The sequence below is a fragment of the Streptomyces sp. NPDC001351 genome (genome assembly GCF_042896045.1).
GTDB lineage: Bacteria > Actinomycetota > Actinomycetes > Streptomycetales > Streptomycetaceae > Streptomyces.
Map to the genome: position 1 here is coordinate 289,060 of NZ_JBIAWS010000003.1, position 13,359 is coordinate 302,418.

General features: G+C 70.9%; 11 protein-coding genes. 2 read left to right on the forward strand and 9 right to left on the reverse strand.

Annotated features, from left to right (window positions below):
* Positions 1-13: 13 nt before the first annotated feature.
* From ACFY1U_RS11685 to ACFY1U_RS11700, 4 genes are all read right to left on the reverse strand, one after another.
* Positions 14-2,626: a PA14 domain-containing protein gene (locus ACFY1U_RS11685; protein WP_390693932.1), complete on the reverse strand. Its 2,613-nt coding sequence runs from the start codon at positions 2,624-2,626 to the stop codon at positions 14-16.
* Positions 2,627-2,823: 197 nt separating this feature from the next.
* Positions 2,824-4,044 (reverse strand): glucose-1-phosphate adenylyltransferase, encoded by a 1,221-nt coding sequence (glgC, locus tag ACFY1U_RS11690; RefSeq protein ID WP_390693933.1) that lies wholly within the window; start codon positions 4,042-4,044, stop codon positions 2,824-2,826.
* Between the two features lie 79 nt (positions 4,045-4,123).
* Positions 4,124-5,275 (reverse strand): glycogen synthase, encoded by a 1,152-nt coding sequence (gene glgA, locus ACFY1U_RS11695; protein WP_390694510.1) that lies wholly within the window; start codon positions 5,273-5,275, stop codon positions 4,124-4,126.
* A 38-nt stretch (positions 5,276-5,313) separates the two neighbouring features.
* On the reverse strand, positions 5,314-6,051 hold the full coding sequence (locus tag ACFY1U_RS11700) for a (2Fe-2S)-binding protein (protein ID WP_390693934.1): 738 nt from the start codon (positions 6,049-6,051) through the stop codon (positions 5,314-5,316).
* Between the two features lie 228 nt (positions 6,052-6,279).
* Between ACFY1U_RS11700 and ACFY1U_RS11705 the strand changes: the two genes are divergently transcribed.
* Positions 6,280-7,398 (forward strand): DMT family transporter, encoded by a 1,119-nt coding sequence (locus ACFY1U_RS11705; RefSeq protein WP_390693935.1) that lies wholly within the window; start codon positions 6,280-6,282, stop codon positions 7,396-7,398.
* Here ACFY1U_RS11705 and ACFY1U_RS11710 read toward each other — a convergent pair.
* Complete coding sequence (locus ACFY1U_RS11710) at positions 7,388-8,533, reverse strand: transglycosylase family protein (RefSeq protein WP_390693936.1); 1,146 nt, start codon at positions 8,531-8,533, stop codon at positions 7,388-7,390. The genes ACFY1U_RS11705 and ACFY1U_RS11710 overlap by 11 nt on opposite strands.
* Before the next feature lie 278 nt (positions 8,534-8,811).
* Here ACFY1U_RS11710 and gndA point away from each other — a divergent pair, with 278 nt between their 5' ends.
* Positions 8,812-10,251 carry an NADP-dependent phosphogluconate dehydrogenase gene (gene gndA, locus ACFY1U_RS11715; protein ID WP_390693937.1) on the forward strand — a complete coding sequence of 480 codons (1,440 nt, stop codon included), beginning with the start codon at positions 8,812-8,814 and terminating at the stop codon, positions 10,249-10,251.
* Between the two features lie 499 nt (positions 10,252-10,750).
* Here gndA and ACFY1U_RS11720 read toward each other — a convergent pair whose 3' ends face one another.
* The 4 genes from ACFY1U_RS11720 to ACFY1U_RS11735 form a co-directional block, all read right to left on the reverse strand.
* Complete coding sequence (locus ACFY1U_RS11720) at positions 10,751-11,383, reverse strand: aspartate/glutamate racemase family protein (RefSeq protein WP_390693938.1); 633 nt, start codon at positions 11,381-11,383, stop codon at positions 10,751-10,753.
* Positions 11,384-11,422: 39 nt separating this feature from the next.
* Complete coding sequence (locus ACFY1U_RS11725; RefSeq protein WP_390693939.1) at positions 11,423-11,776, reverse strand: GNAT family N-acetyltransferase; 354 nt, start codon at positions 11,774-11,776, stop codon at positions 11,423-11,425.
* A gap of 35 nt (positions 11,777-11,811) precedes the next feature.
* A complete protein-coding gene (panD, locus tag ACFY1U_RS11730) occupies positions 11,812-12,231 on the reverse strand; it encodes an aspartate 1-decarboxylase (RefSeq protein WP_390693940.1) in 420 nt (139 codons plus the stop codon).
* Between the two features lie 153 nt (positions 12,232-12,384).
* Positions 12,385-13,356 carry an antibiotic biosynthesis monooxygenase gene (locus ACFY1U_RS11735; protein ID WP_390693941.1) on the reverse strand — a complete coding sequence of 324 codons (972 nt, stop codon included), beginning with the start codon at positions 13,354-13,356 and terminating at the stop codon, positions 12,385-12,387.
* Positions 13,357-13,359: the final 3 nt, after the last annotated feature.

Sequence of the window (13,359 nt, forward strand, 5' to 3'; positions counted from 1 at the left end):
AGTCCTCCGGGGTTCAGGGGGTCGGGCAGCCTGCGGGAGTCGCCTGGGAAGCGTCGCGGATCAGGGCCTGCTGGGCCGTGCGCACACGCTGGACGTCCGGTTTGAGTACCTTGCGGTCGTACGTCAGCAGGCCGTTGAGCTCGCCCTCGACGTCGGAGATCTGGGTGTAGACCGCGCCGTTGCTCCCCTTGCAGGCCAGGGCGTGCACCTCGGCGAGCTTGGTCAGGTAGTCGTCGGTGTAGGCCGCCGGGTCGACGTCGACGTACGACTGCTGCACGGACCAGGCATGTCCGGGCACCGCGAGGCCGAGGCCGCCGTACTCGCCGGTGACCAGGGCGCGTCGGCCGTCGGGGTGGGGCGGCAGGGCGGGGCTGGGGTAGCCGTGCTCGTCCATGATGTCGCCGGTGCCGCCGTCGGCCCCGAGGTTGAGCCCGGACATGGAGTTGACCAGGCGGGTGGGGTCCCAGGCCTTCGCCTGGTCGGCGACGCGGGCCTCGTCGTACTGCCCCCAGCCCTCGTTGAAGGTGACCCACATGACGATCGACGGGCTGCTGATGTGCTCGTCGATCATCTGCTTCATCTCGCGCTCGTACTCCGCGCGGGCCTCGGCGCTCGGGTTCACTCCGGCCGTCATCGCGGGCATGTCCTGCCACACCAGGAGGCCCAGCCGGTCGGCCCAGTAGAACCAGCGGTCGGGCTCGACCTTGATGTGCCCCCGCACCGCGTTGAAGCCCAGCCGTTTGTGGATCTTCAGGTCGTACGCGAGGGCGTCGTCGGTCGGTGCGGTGTACAGGCCGTCGGGCCAGAAGCCCTGGTCGAGGGTGGCCATCATGAAGACCGGTCTGCCGTTGAGGAGGGTGCGCGGGACGCCGTTGACCTTCTCCACCGCGACGGAGCGCATCCCGAAGTAGCTGCCGACCCGGTCGGCGCCGACAGTGACCTTCAGGTCGTAGAGGAACGGGTCGTCGGGCGACCACAGGTGCGGGTCGTGGAGGGTCAGGGTGAGCGGGGCGCCGGTGCGGCCGCGGGCCGTGGCGACCTTGCGCCGTCCGTCGTACGCGGTCGCTGTGATCGGGAGGCCGTCGCGAACTCCCTTTGGCTCCATGGTGAGTTGGCTCCTGGCGACGTCGGGAGTGAGCTTGAGGGTGTCGACGTGATCGGTCGCCACCGGCTCCATCCACACCGTCTGCCAGATGCCCGAGGTGGGCGTGTACCAGATGCCGCCGGGGTCCAGGCGCTGCTTGCCGAGCGGAGGGTTCTCGCCGGTGGCGGCGTCGGTGGGGTCGTAGACGCCGACGATCAGTTCCTGGGTGCGGCCGGGCTTGAGGGCGTCGGTGATGTCGGCACTGAACTTGTCGTATCCGCCCTGGTGTCGGACCACCTCGGTGCCGTTGACATACACCTCGGCCAGCCAGTCGACCGCGCCGAAGTTGAGCCGCAGCCGTTTGCCGGAGCCGATCTTCCAGTCGGCGGGCACGGTGAAGGTGCGGCGGTACCACATGCGGTCCTCGTGCCGTTCGAGGCCGGAGAGCTGGGACTCCACGGGGTACGGCACGAGGATGCGTTCGGCGAGGGTCCTGCCGACGGGCGGCTTCTCCCCGGCCGTGGCGGCGGCGAACTGCCAGCGGCCGTTGAGGCTCAGCCAGGCGGGGCGGGTCAGCTGCGGGCGCGGGTATGCGGGGAGGGCGTTGTCCGGGCCCACCTGATCGGCCCATCGCGTGCGGAGCTCGTACGTGGAGCGGTTGGGGCCGCTGCTCCAGAACTCCTTGACAACGTTGCCGTCAGCGGTGGCGAGGCCGCCGTCTCCGTCGTAGCGGACGTCGGCGGTACCGCGTGCGGTGCCGGTCTTGTTGCCGACGACGGGTTCCTTCAGGTCGACGAGCAGCGCCCTCGGGTCGGCGGGGTCCACCTGGGCGGCTTCCAGGGGCCACTTGGCGCCGCCGATCACCGCTTCGAGGTGGTCGGTGAAGCCGGCCGGGGGTGCGGCGAGGCGCTGGGGGAAGTCGAGCCTGAGGGTGCGGCCGGTGCCGTTGACCGTGGCGGCGGTGGCACCGTCGTAGGCCCATCCGTCGGGGAGGCGGAACGCCGACTGCGGGACGGGCTCCTTGCTGCCGCCGGGCCGGGTCCAGCGCAGGTGGAGGTTGGAGCCGCCGTAGTGCTCGAAGTACTCGACCTTGATGTCGTAGGCCCTGCCCGCCGTCAACTCGACGGGCTCACCGGTCTGTTCGCGGTCCCAGTCGTCCACCCAGTGGTCGATGACGAGCTTCCCGTCGATCCACAGCCGGAAGCCGTTGTCGCCGGTGATCGAGAAGGTGTGGGGGCCGGTCCTCTCCGGGACGATCTTTCCGGTCCAGCGGACGCTGACGTCGTCCGACTGCCCGGTGGTGAAGGCGAGGCGCGGCTCGAGGTCGTCGAAGTCGAGGTTCGGGTCGAATCCGGTGGCCTTGAGCCGGTCGAAGTCGAAGGCGCCGGGGGCGGACTGGGTGTAGTACTCGCCCTTCAGGCCGTGGATCTCCACGGGGTCGTCGGCGGCGGCGTTCACGGTGGGGGCGGCGGCGAGTCCGGCGGCACCGAGGGCCGCTGCGAGCAGTAAGGCGAGTCTGTCTCTGAGGCGTCGGAAGTGCACGGAACCTCCCATAACAACGTTGTCATGGACAGCAGTTGGCATGACAACACGGATTCCGGATTCCGTCCAGGGACATGACAAGCCGCACCGAGGTGCACCGTCCGGGCGACGCGTTCTACGCCCCGCCCGGCCATGCGCCCGTCCACACCGAGCCCGGCAGCGGGTATCTGCGGATCACCCCCGAGGTCGAGCTGCGCCTATGTGACCAGCTGTCCCTTGCCGAGCGCGATCACCCCGCCCTTGGAGACGGTGTACAGCTCCGCGTCCCGCTCCGGGTTGACGCCGATCGTCGCGCCCGGCGGTACCTCGACGTTCTTGTCCAGCACCGCCCCGCGCACGACCGCGCCCCGCCCTATGTGGACGTTGTCGTGCAGCACCGAGCCCTGGACCACGGCGCCCGGGTCGACCCTGACGCCGGGCGACAGGATGGAGCGGGTGACCTGGCCGCGGATGAGGCAGCCCGCGCTGATGATGGACTCGCTGGCCATGCCGCCCGCGTTGAAACGGGCCGGGGAGAGCTGGTTGGAGTGGGTGTAGATGGGCCACTGCCTGTTGTACAGGTTGAAGGCGGGCCGCTCGGCGATCAGGTCCATATGGGCGTCGTAGTACGCGTCCAGGGTGCCGACGTCGCGCCAGTAGCCCCGGTCACGGTTGGTCTCGCCGGGCACGTGGTTGGCGCTGAAGTCGTACAGCTGGGCCTCGCCGCGCTCGGTGAGCGCGGGCAGGATCGAGCCGCCCATGTCGTGCACGGAGTTCTCGTCGTCGGCGTCCCGCTGCAGCGCCTCGATCAGTGCCTTGGTGGTGAAGATGTAGTTGCCCATGGAGGCGAAGACCGTCTCCGGGTCGTCCGCGAGGCCGGGCGGGTCGACGGGCTTCTCCAGGAAGCGCTCGACGGTCAGGCCGTCCGAGCCCGGGGTGATCACACCGAACTGCGAGGACTCCGCGCGCGGCACGCGGATGCCCGCGACCGTGACGCCCGCGCCGCTCTCGATGTGCTGGGCGAGCATCTGCCGCGGGTCCATGCGGTAGACGTGGTCGGCGCCGAAGACCACGACGTACTCGGGCCCTTCGTCGTGCACCAGGTTCAGCGACTGCAGCAGCGCGTCGGCGCTGCCCAGGTACCAGCGCGGGCCGAGCCGCTGCTGGGCCGGGACCGGGGTGACGTAGTTGCCGAGCAGGCTCGACATCCGCCAGGTGGTGGTGATGTGCCGGTCCAGCGAGTGCGACTTGTACTGCGTGAGCACGCAGATGCGCAGGATGTCGCCGTTGACGAGGTTGGACAGGACGAAGTCGACGAGGCGGTACGTACCGCCGAAGGTGACCGCTGGTTTCGCGCGGTCCGCAGTCAGGGGCATGAGGCGTTTGCCTTCTCCGCCCGCCAGTACGATCCCGAGCACCGAAGGTCCGCCACGACGCATGGCCGCTCCCCTCACCGTGGTTGATCCATGCCTGCCCCTGAGCAGCGCGCAGTAAGCCTGTTCGAGGAACCCGGCCGTTCTATTCCTGTTTGAGGATTTCCTCGTAAAGACGGACCGTACGGCGGGCGACGGCATCCCAGCCGAACTCCCCCACCGCACGCTCCCGGCCGGCCTCGCCCATCCGCCGGGCAGCCTCCGGATCGCCGATCAGCTCGTCCAGCGCCCGTGCGAGGCCCGCCTCGAAGTCGTCGTCCACGTCGACGAGCAGGCCGGTCTTGCCGTCGTCCACGACCTCGGGGATGCCGCCGACCCGGGAGGCCACCACGGGTGTCCCGCAGGCCATCGCCTCCAGGTTGACGATCCCGAGAGGTTCGTACACCGACGGGCAGACGAACGCGGCGGCGTGCGTGAGGAGTTGGATCACCTCGGGGCGCGGCAGCATCTGCGGAATCCAGTGCACGTGCTCGCGGACACGGCTGAGCTCCTGGTAGAGGTCGCGGAACTCCCGGTCGATCTCCGGTGTGTCGGGCGCCCCGGCACACAGCACGACCTGCACGCCCGGGTCGATGTCCCGCACCGCCCGCAGCAGATGGGGCACACCCTTCTGGCGGGTGATGCGGCCGACGAACAGGATGTACGGACGGTCGGTGTCCAGGCCGATGCGGTCGAGCACGTCGGTGCCGTGGTCGGGCCGGTACAGCGTGGTGTCGATGCCGTTGTGCACGACCTGCACCCTGGCCGGGTCCAGGGCCGGATAGCAGGTGAGGATGTCCTCGCGCATGGCGCCGGAGACGGCGATCACGGCGTCGGCGCTCTCGATCGCGGTGCGCTCGGCCCAGCCGGAGAGGGCGTAGCCGCCGCCGAGTTGCTCGGCCTTCCAGGGACGCAGCGGCTCCAGCGAGTGCGCGGTCATCACATGCGGTATGCCGTACAGCAGCTTGCCGAAGTGGCCGGCGAGGTTGGCGTACCAGGTGTGGGAGTGCACCAGTTCGCGGCCTTCGAGGCCGGCGGCCATCGCGAGGTCCACGGAGAAGGTGCGCAGCGCGTCGTTGGCGGTGTCCAGGGCGGCCCAGGGGCGGTGGCGTACGACACCCACCCCGCGGCCCTCGCCCCAGCAGTGCACCTCGAGGTCGACCAGGGAGTTCAACTCCCGGGCGAGGAACTCGACATGGACGCCGGCGCCGCCGTACACATCCGGCGGGTACTCCCGGGTCAGCAGTCCGACTCGCACCCGCAACCCCCAGCTCTCGGCGACCGGTTCCCTCATGGTCACCCAGATGCGCCGCGCGCGGAAGAGCGCGGCGGTCGTGTGAAGCAACAGTCACCACACACGCCCCCGCCGGGCACACGGTAATAGAGGCAGCAGCTGCGGCGCCGGAAGGCGGTGCCGGTGAGGGTGCCGGCGTCCGACAGGAGGGGGTGAGCGAGGAGTTCCCCGGCGAGGGTGCGGGTGCGGGCGGCGGCCTCGGTACGGCCGTGCAGGCCCGCCCACCGGTCCAGTTGCCGGGCGGCTCCCGCCAGCGCTGAGGCCGCGTTGCCCCACAGCAGGCCGGGGGCGATCCGGTGGTGGGCCCGCAGCGCCGTCGCCAGCGGGGCGAGATGGCCGTGCAGGACGACGTCCGCGAGGGTCTCGGGCTCCGCGGGCAGCGGACGGACCCGGGTCAGCCACAGGTCGTCGGGGGCGGAGGCGTCGGGGTTCCAGTGCAGCAGCCCCGGATCCAGGTCGGGCACGCGGCCGTACAGCGCCGCGCAGCCGAGCGTCACCGACCACAGCCGGGCCGCCAGCCCCTGCTGGGCCACCGAGGCCGCGATCCGCAACTCCGGGGCACGGATGGCATGGGCGACCTTTTCAACCCGGAGAGCAAGAGCGTTTCCGCACACATCGGAAGACCGGTTCTCGTACGCGTCGGCGAGCGTCGGCAGTGGCGTGCCTGGCGCTCCGCCCGTCCGCAGTGCGAAAAAGCCGCCGAGCGGTCCGAGGGCGGCAAGATCCTGATCGAGCTCCACGAAGAGCAGTAGTACCAAGGTCCCTAGGGGTTCCCACTGGGGGGTGTCCACCCCGTGTCGCCCACCCTGGGGAGGACGGCGCCCGGTTCGTACTCCATCGGCAGTAGGACCCATTGCGTGCTCTGGGACGACGACGGGAACAGATCGACACGGCATCGTGTTCGGTATGAAGGCCGACCGTTCGCCGCGCAGGGCTCCGCGCCCCCGCCACACGCAGAGGAGCAACTCATGAGTGCCCTCGCGTTGTCCGTCCTCCTCTCGCTCGTCTCCGCCGTCGCCTACGCCGGCGGGGCGATCGTGCAGGAGTACGTGGCGGTGTCCTCGCCCGTTCAGGAGTACGCGCCGCTGCGCCGGCCGACCTGGTGGGCCGCGGTGGCGCTCAACGGCCTTGGTGGACTGCTGCACGTGGTGGCGCTGGCCTACGGCCCGCTGAGCCTGGTGCAGCCGCTGGGCGCGCTGACCATCGTGTTCGCGCTGCCGATGGCGGCTCTCTTCGTGGGCCGCAAGGCCGGGGCGACCGCCTGGCGGGGCGCGATCATGGCGACCGCGGGCCTCGCCGGTCTGCTGGCGCTGGTCGGCTCCTCCGACGCGCAGTCCCTGGACACGGCCCAGCGGATCGCCGTCGCCGTGGTCTCCGGCGGCGTCGTGGTGGCCCTGATGATCGCGGGCCGGGCCGCCCACCGGCACCCGGCGGTCCGCAGCATGCTGCTGGCGACCGCGTCCGGCATCGCCTTCGGCATGTCCTCGGTGTTCACGAAGACCGTCGCGGTCGACTGGACCGCCGGCGTCTCCGCGGGCGACATCCCCGCCCTGGCCGTGATCGGCGTCTTCGCCACGGCCGGCATGCTGCTCTCCCAGGCCTCCTACCGCGGTGCCGGACTCGCGGCGCCGCTGGCCACGCTGACCGTGGTGAACCCGGTGGTGGCGGCCGCGGTCGGCATCACGATGTTCGGCGAAACCTTCCGCTACGGCAGCACGGGCACCGCGCTCGCCCTGAGCTGCGGAGTGGTCGCGGCCGGCGGCCTGATCCTGCTGACGACGGAGCGCCTGGCCCGCACCACCGCCGAGTCCGCGCCGCAGCCGGCCGAGGCCGCCGCCGCGCCGGTCCCGGAATCCGTCGAGGAGTCCGTCAAGGGCCTGCTCGCCGCGATCCCCGAGCAGCCGGTGGCCGACCTGCGCGCGGAGATCCTCGTCCCCGCGCAGGTCGGCCCCACCGTCCTCGCGGTGGCCTACGACGACGAACGGCCCCCGGACCCGGCCCGCTACCGCTTCTACGGCCCCCTCTACGGCGGCTCGTACGTCCCGTCGCCGGACGTCGACCGGCACCGGGAACACGTCAAATCCTGACGCCACCGGCCCTGAGATACGCGAGAGGGTCGATGTCGGTACCGAATCCGGGCCCCGTCCGCACCTCGAAGTGCAGATGCGGGCCCGTTGCGTTGCCCGTCGACCCGGAGCGCCCTATGCGCTGCCCGCCGCCCACGCCCTGCCCGGCCTTCACGGAGATCGCCGAGAGGTGGGCGTACTGGCTGTAGCGGCCGTCGGCGTGCCGGATCACCACCTGGTAGCCGTAGGAGCCGCCCCAGCCGGCGGAGACGACCCGGCCCGCGGCGACCGCCTTCACGGTCGTGCCGGTGGGCACGGGGAAGTCGACGCCGGTGTGGTAGCCCTTCGACCAGGAGGACCCGGCCACGTGGTACGGGGTGCCGATCGGGCCGCTGACCGGGGCGACGAGGGAGTGGCCGGTGGTGGCCTTCTCCTCGGTGGTCTGCTTGGTGGCCGAAGAGGCCTTCTCCGCCGAGGGCTTGGAGTGGGCGTGGTGCGTGGCGGGGGCCTTCGCCCGCAGGTTCAGCCGCTGCCCCGGAAGGATCAGGTCGGGGTCGGCACCGATGGTCTTCCGGTTCGCGGAGTACAGCCGCTGCCAGCCGCCCCGGACGTGCTCGGTCTCGGCGATACGGGAGAGGGAGTCACCGCGGACCACGGTGTACATCTCGGCCGTACCGGCCCGGGACTGGGGCGTGGACTGCGGCTTCACGTCCTCGACGGCAGTCTTCACGGGGGTCTTCTTCGCGGCGGAGGCCGGGTGGACGTCCGGGCTGCCGCCACCCCGCGTCAGTCCCGCCTGCTGCGAACACACCGGCCAGGCACGCGGCCCCTGCCCCTCCAGGACCTTCTCCGCCACGGCGATCTGCTGGTCCTTGGTGGCCAGGTCGGCGCGCCGCGCGTACTTCCCGCCGCCGTAGGACTCCCAGGTGGACTGGGTGAACTGCAGCCCGCCGTAGAAACCGTTGCCGGTGTTGATGCTCCAGTTGTTCGTCGACTCGCAGGCGGCGACCTTGTTCCAGGTGGACACGTCGGCCGCATGGGCGGTGCCGGTGCCGATCAGCGGGATCGCCATGCCGGCGCCGCCGACCGTGACGGTGAGTGAGGCGCGGTTGATCCTGTTCGGCTGATACCGGCGGTGCCGGCCGCGTACGGCCATGAAGATCCCCCTCGACATATGCCAGAAGGGCCAAAAGTAAGCGCCCCGAACAGGCCATGACAAGACAGCAATCGGCCGCCCTGTCCCTCGAACAACCAGGGATGCACGCCAGTTGCGCAACGGCTGAGGCGGCCGGGGCCCGTCGTGCGTATCTGCCTGCGAAAAGTCGTCGACCCCGGACATGCGCACGGCGTACCGGCACGTCAGGATGGTCGTCGGAGCGATACTGACGTGCACGACCGGCACCACCGATACCGGATCCTTTAGGAGCCAACCGAATGAGCAACTCAGCCCAGATCGGCGTCACGGGACTCGCGGTCATGGGCCGCAATCTCGCCCGTAACTTCGCGCGCAACGGCTACACGGTCGCCTTGCACAACCGCACAGTGGCGCGTACGAACGCCCTGGTCGAGGAGTTCGGGCACGAGGGCGACTTCATCGCCGCGGAGACCGCCAAGGAGTTCGTGGCGGCGCTGGAGCGGCCGCGGCGCCTGGTCATCATGGTCAAGGCGGGCGACCCGACCGACGCGGTGATCCAGGAGTTCGCCCCGCTCCTCGAGCCCGGCGACATGATCATCGACGGTGGCAACGCGCACTTCGCGGACACCCGCCGCCGGGAGCGCGAACTGCGCGAGCAGGGCATCCACTTCGTCGGCATGGGCGTCTCCGGCGGTGAGGAGGGCGCGCTCAACGGGCCGAGCATCATGCCGGGCGGCCCGAAGGAGTCGTACGACTCGCTCGGCCCGATGCTGGAGAAGATCTCCGCGAAGGCGAAGGACGGCGCGCCCTGCGTGACCCATGTCGGCCCCGACGGCGCCGGGCACTTCGTGAAGATGGTCCACAACGGCATCGAGTACGCCGACATGCAGCTGATCGGCGAGGCGTACCAGCTGCTGCGCGATGTGGCCGGATACTCCCCCGCGCAGATCGCGGAGATCTTCCGCACCTGGAACACGGGCCGCCTGGACTCCTACCTGATCGAGATCACCGCCGAGGTGCTGTCCCACGTGGACGCGGCGACCGGCAAGCCGTTCGTGGACGTGGTGGTGGACCAGGCCGAGCAGAAGGGCACCGGCCGCTGGACCGTCCAGATCGCCCTCGACCTGGGCGTACCGGTGTCAGGCATCGCGGAGGCGGTCTTCGCCCGCTCCCTGTCGGGTCACGCGGCGCTGCGCGAGGCCTCCCGCGGGCTGGCGGGCCCGAAGGCCTCCCCCCTGTCCGAGGCGGAGGCGGGGGCGTTCGCGGACCGCGTGGAGCAGGCCCTCTACGCCTCGAAGATCGTGTCGTACACGCAGGGCTTCCACGAGATCGCTGCCGCCCGCGAGGAGTACGACTGGGACATCGACCTGGGCGCGGTCTCCGCGATCTGGCGCGGCGGCTGCATCATCCGCGCGGCCTTCCTGGACCGCATCCGCTCCGCGTACGACACCCGGGCCGACCTGCCGAGCCTGCTGTCCGACGAGACGTTCGCGCGGGAGATCGCGGACGCCCAGGACGACTGGCGCGAGGTCATCGTCGCCGCCACCCGCCAGGGCGTCCCGACCCCCGGCTTCGCCGCGGCCCTCGCCTACTACGACGCCCTGCGCGCGGAGCGGCTGCCGGCCGCGCTGACGCAGGGCCAGCGTGACTTCTTCGGCGCGCACACGTACCGGCGCACGGACCGGGACGGCTCGTTCCACACGCTGTGGGGCGGGGACCGGTCGGAGGTCGACGCGTAGCGGTTCGGTGTGCGAGGCGGCGGGCGGCCCTGGCGGCCGTCCGCCGCCTTCGTCTGCCCCGCCTCGCCGACCGCTGCGGTCGAGCCCCTGTCGGCGGTGGTGCGAGACGGTGCCGCAGCAGCCGTACGCCGGTCGCCGGGTTCAGGTCAGCGGAGGACCCGGCTCCGGGTTCGGCACCGGTTCCGGTCCCGGCGGGATCGGCGACGGGGACGGTGTCGGGTCCGGGGGTGAGGGCGGTGTGGGTTCCGGCCCGGGTGGTGCCGGGGGTGTGGGCTCGGGGCCGGGCGGTGGCTGGGGGTTGGGGACCGGCGACGGGTACGGGTCCGGGGGCTGGGGGCCCGGACCAGGCGTGGGACCCGGTGGTACGGGATCGGGGTGCGGATCGGTCATGGTGTCCTCCGGCCAGTCGGTCGACGTGGGCTCTGGACTACTGCCCCGCGTACCCGACGTCCGCCTTCGCACTCACCCGCCCGCGGGACGGCACGCCGTCCAGGTGGGCCTACCCGGCGCGCACCGCCCGCGCGGCCGCCGCGAGGCCGGGACGCGGGCTGGACAGCACCGGGACCAACGTGGTCGTCAGCTGCTGGGCCGGGGCCATGGAGCCCTGGGCGAGGACGATCGCGTCGGCGCCGGTGACCGCGTCGGCCGCGGCCGCCACGAGCCGGGCGCAGCCCTCGCCGTCGCCCGCCGCGAAGCGGTCCCAGGCACCCTCGACGAGCCGCGTCCGCACCTCCACGGGACGTCCGGCGCGACGGGCCTCCTCCTCGATCAGGGACACCGTCGGCCCGAAGGTGCTCTGCACGCTGGCGAGCACGACGATCCGCGAACCCGCGGCCACCGCGGCGGCCGCCATCGGACGGTCGCTGCGCAGCACCGGCACACCGGGGGTGGCCGCCTCCGCGACGGCACCGATGGTCGAGCAGGTGCACAGGACGGCCTGCGCGCCTTCCCCCACCGCCTTGTCCAGCACGGCCCGCACCTCGTCCGCCACCGCCTCGGGCCCCTCACGGCGGGCCCGGGCCAGCAGTTCCTCGTCGACGAAGTGCCGCAGTTCCAGGCCCTCGTGATCCTCGTCCCGCAGGGCCTCGAACACGGGGATGTGCGCGGACGAGGTGTGCAGGAGGGCGAGCATGCGGGCGGCAGGCCTTTGTGAGAAGGGATACGGGCGGGCTCAGAAGCGACCGGGGTGCGCCACCAGCCACTCCTTCGCCGCCCGCAGCAGCTCCGGGTCGGCGGCGGGGGCCTCGTCGGGGTGGCGTTCGGCCCACTTGATGACGTACGGGCACAGCGGGGCGACGACGGCGCCCTCGCGCCCCGCGATGGCGTACAGCTCCCGTGCCAGCGAGCCCGCGATGCCCTTCCCCTCGTGGGCCGGTTCCACGATCGTGTGGACGGGGACGAGGGCGCGCCCGGGAGATTCGAGGACGAAGTACTCGATGTGGCCGACGACTTCACCGTCCGTACCGTCGCCGATGGCTTCCAGGCGGCCCGCCGCCCGGTCGTCGCGGATCTCGATGTCGCTCATGGGCACGCTCCTGGTTCCAGGGGTCCGAGTGTGGATCAGGCCGGTACTGCCTGCGGGCTGCGCTCCTGGTCCGAGCCCGGTACCGGCTCGGACGGGTCGGCGCCCAGGGCCACGATGCGGTTGTCGCGGTCCACATGCACGACGCGGGGCACCAGCGCCCGCGCCTCGGCGTCGGTCACCTGAGCGTAGCTGATGATGATCACCAGGTCGCCGGGGTGGACGAGATGGGCGGCTGCCCCGTTGATCCCGATCACTCCGGAGCCGCGCTCACCCTCGATGACGTACGTCTCCAGGCGGGCGCCGTTGGTGATGTCGACGATGTGCACGAGCTCACCGGGCAGCAGGTCGGCGGCGTCGAGGAGATCGGCGTCGATGGTCACCGATCCCACGTAGTGCAGGTCGGCCTGGGTGACGGTGGCGCGGTGGATCTTGGACTTGAACAGAGTACGCAGCATTGGGACTCCTGTAAGACGGCTCCCTGCCTGCTTTGTGCAGGTCAAGGGCGGTGTCGACTCTACACCGGGACACGCCGGTCGAGGATTGTGAGGAACATCGCTCCGCGTGAAGAACCGCTCGGCTTCAGGACGGCAGGCTGCCGAAGTCGCCGGTCAGGGCAGCGTCCAGAACCGGACCGTGACGAGGTAGAAGACGACGACCCAGAAGGCCATCGCCACCGCGACCCTACCGAGACCACGGAGGTTGGCCCTGGCCGGTTCGTCCGGTGCCGGCCGCAGCCATCGCCCGAGCAGCGGGTTCACGTAGTAGGGCATCGTCAGGAAGCTCATGAGGAAGCTCGACAGCAGGTTGCCCACGAGCAGGCCGATCCAGAGCGGCATGTGCAGCGGGGACAGAGCAAGCGTCAGCAGCACGACAGTCGGGTACAGGCCGACCCAGACCGCGAGGGAGGTCCTGGTCTCGGAGGGTGGCGACGGTGCCTCCTTGCCGTTGCCCTCGAAGGCGAACCAACTGCCGAACGAGTTGTCGATCGTGTGCAGTTGGAAGTCGCTGAACTTCTCGCCCTCGGCCAGGATCCTCTGCCGCTCGGGCGACGTCAGCCAGGCGTCGAGGTGTTCCGCGCTGTCGTAGCGGTACAGCGTGGTCCATTCCGCCTGAAGCCCCTCGATGGGGCGGAAGAGCTCGGTCCCGCGAAACCCCTCGAACTTGCTCTCCTCCTCGACCATGTGGTGCTGCCAGGCGAGGAAGTCGTCGACCTGGTTCGGGGAGACGCGGTGAGTGACCACCACGGTGACCAGCGGATCCAGTGACTGGGTGCCGCTGCTGACCACCTGCTGGGTCGCCGGACCGTCGAAGTACTTGGCGCCGACGTCGAGATACGTCTGCCTGGTCGCGCTGTTGATCCACGCCTGCAGATGCGCCACCGAGTCGAACCGGTACACGACGACCCAATCGGACTGCAGCGCCGTCGGCGGGGAGATCTCGGCGCCGAGGAAACCGGGGTAGTAGGCGGCCGCGGCGTTGAGATCCTCCTGCCATGACTCGAACTCCCGCTCCATCCCGGGCAGGACCTTCTGGCCGATGATCGCCGTCGCCGCGGCGGCTACGTTCTTCTCGGTGTTCATGGT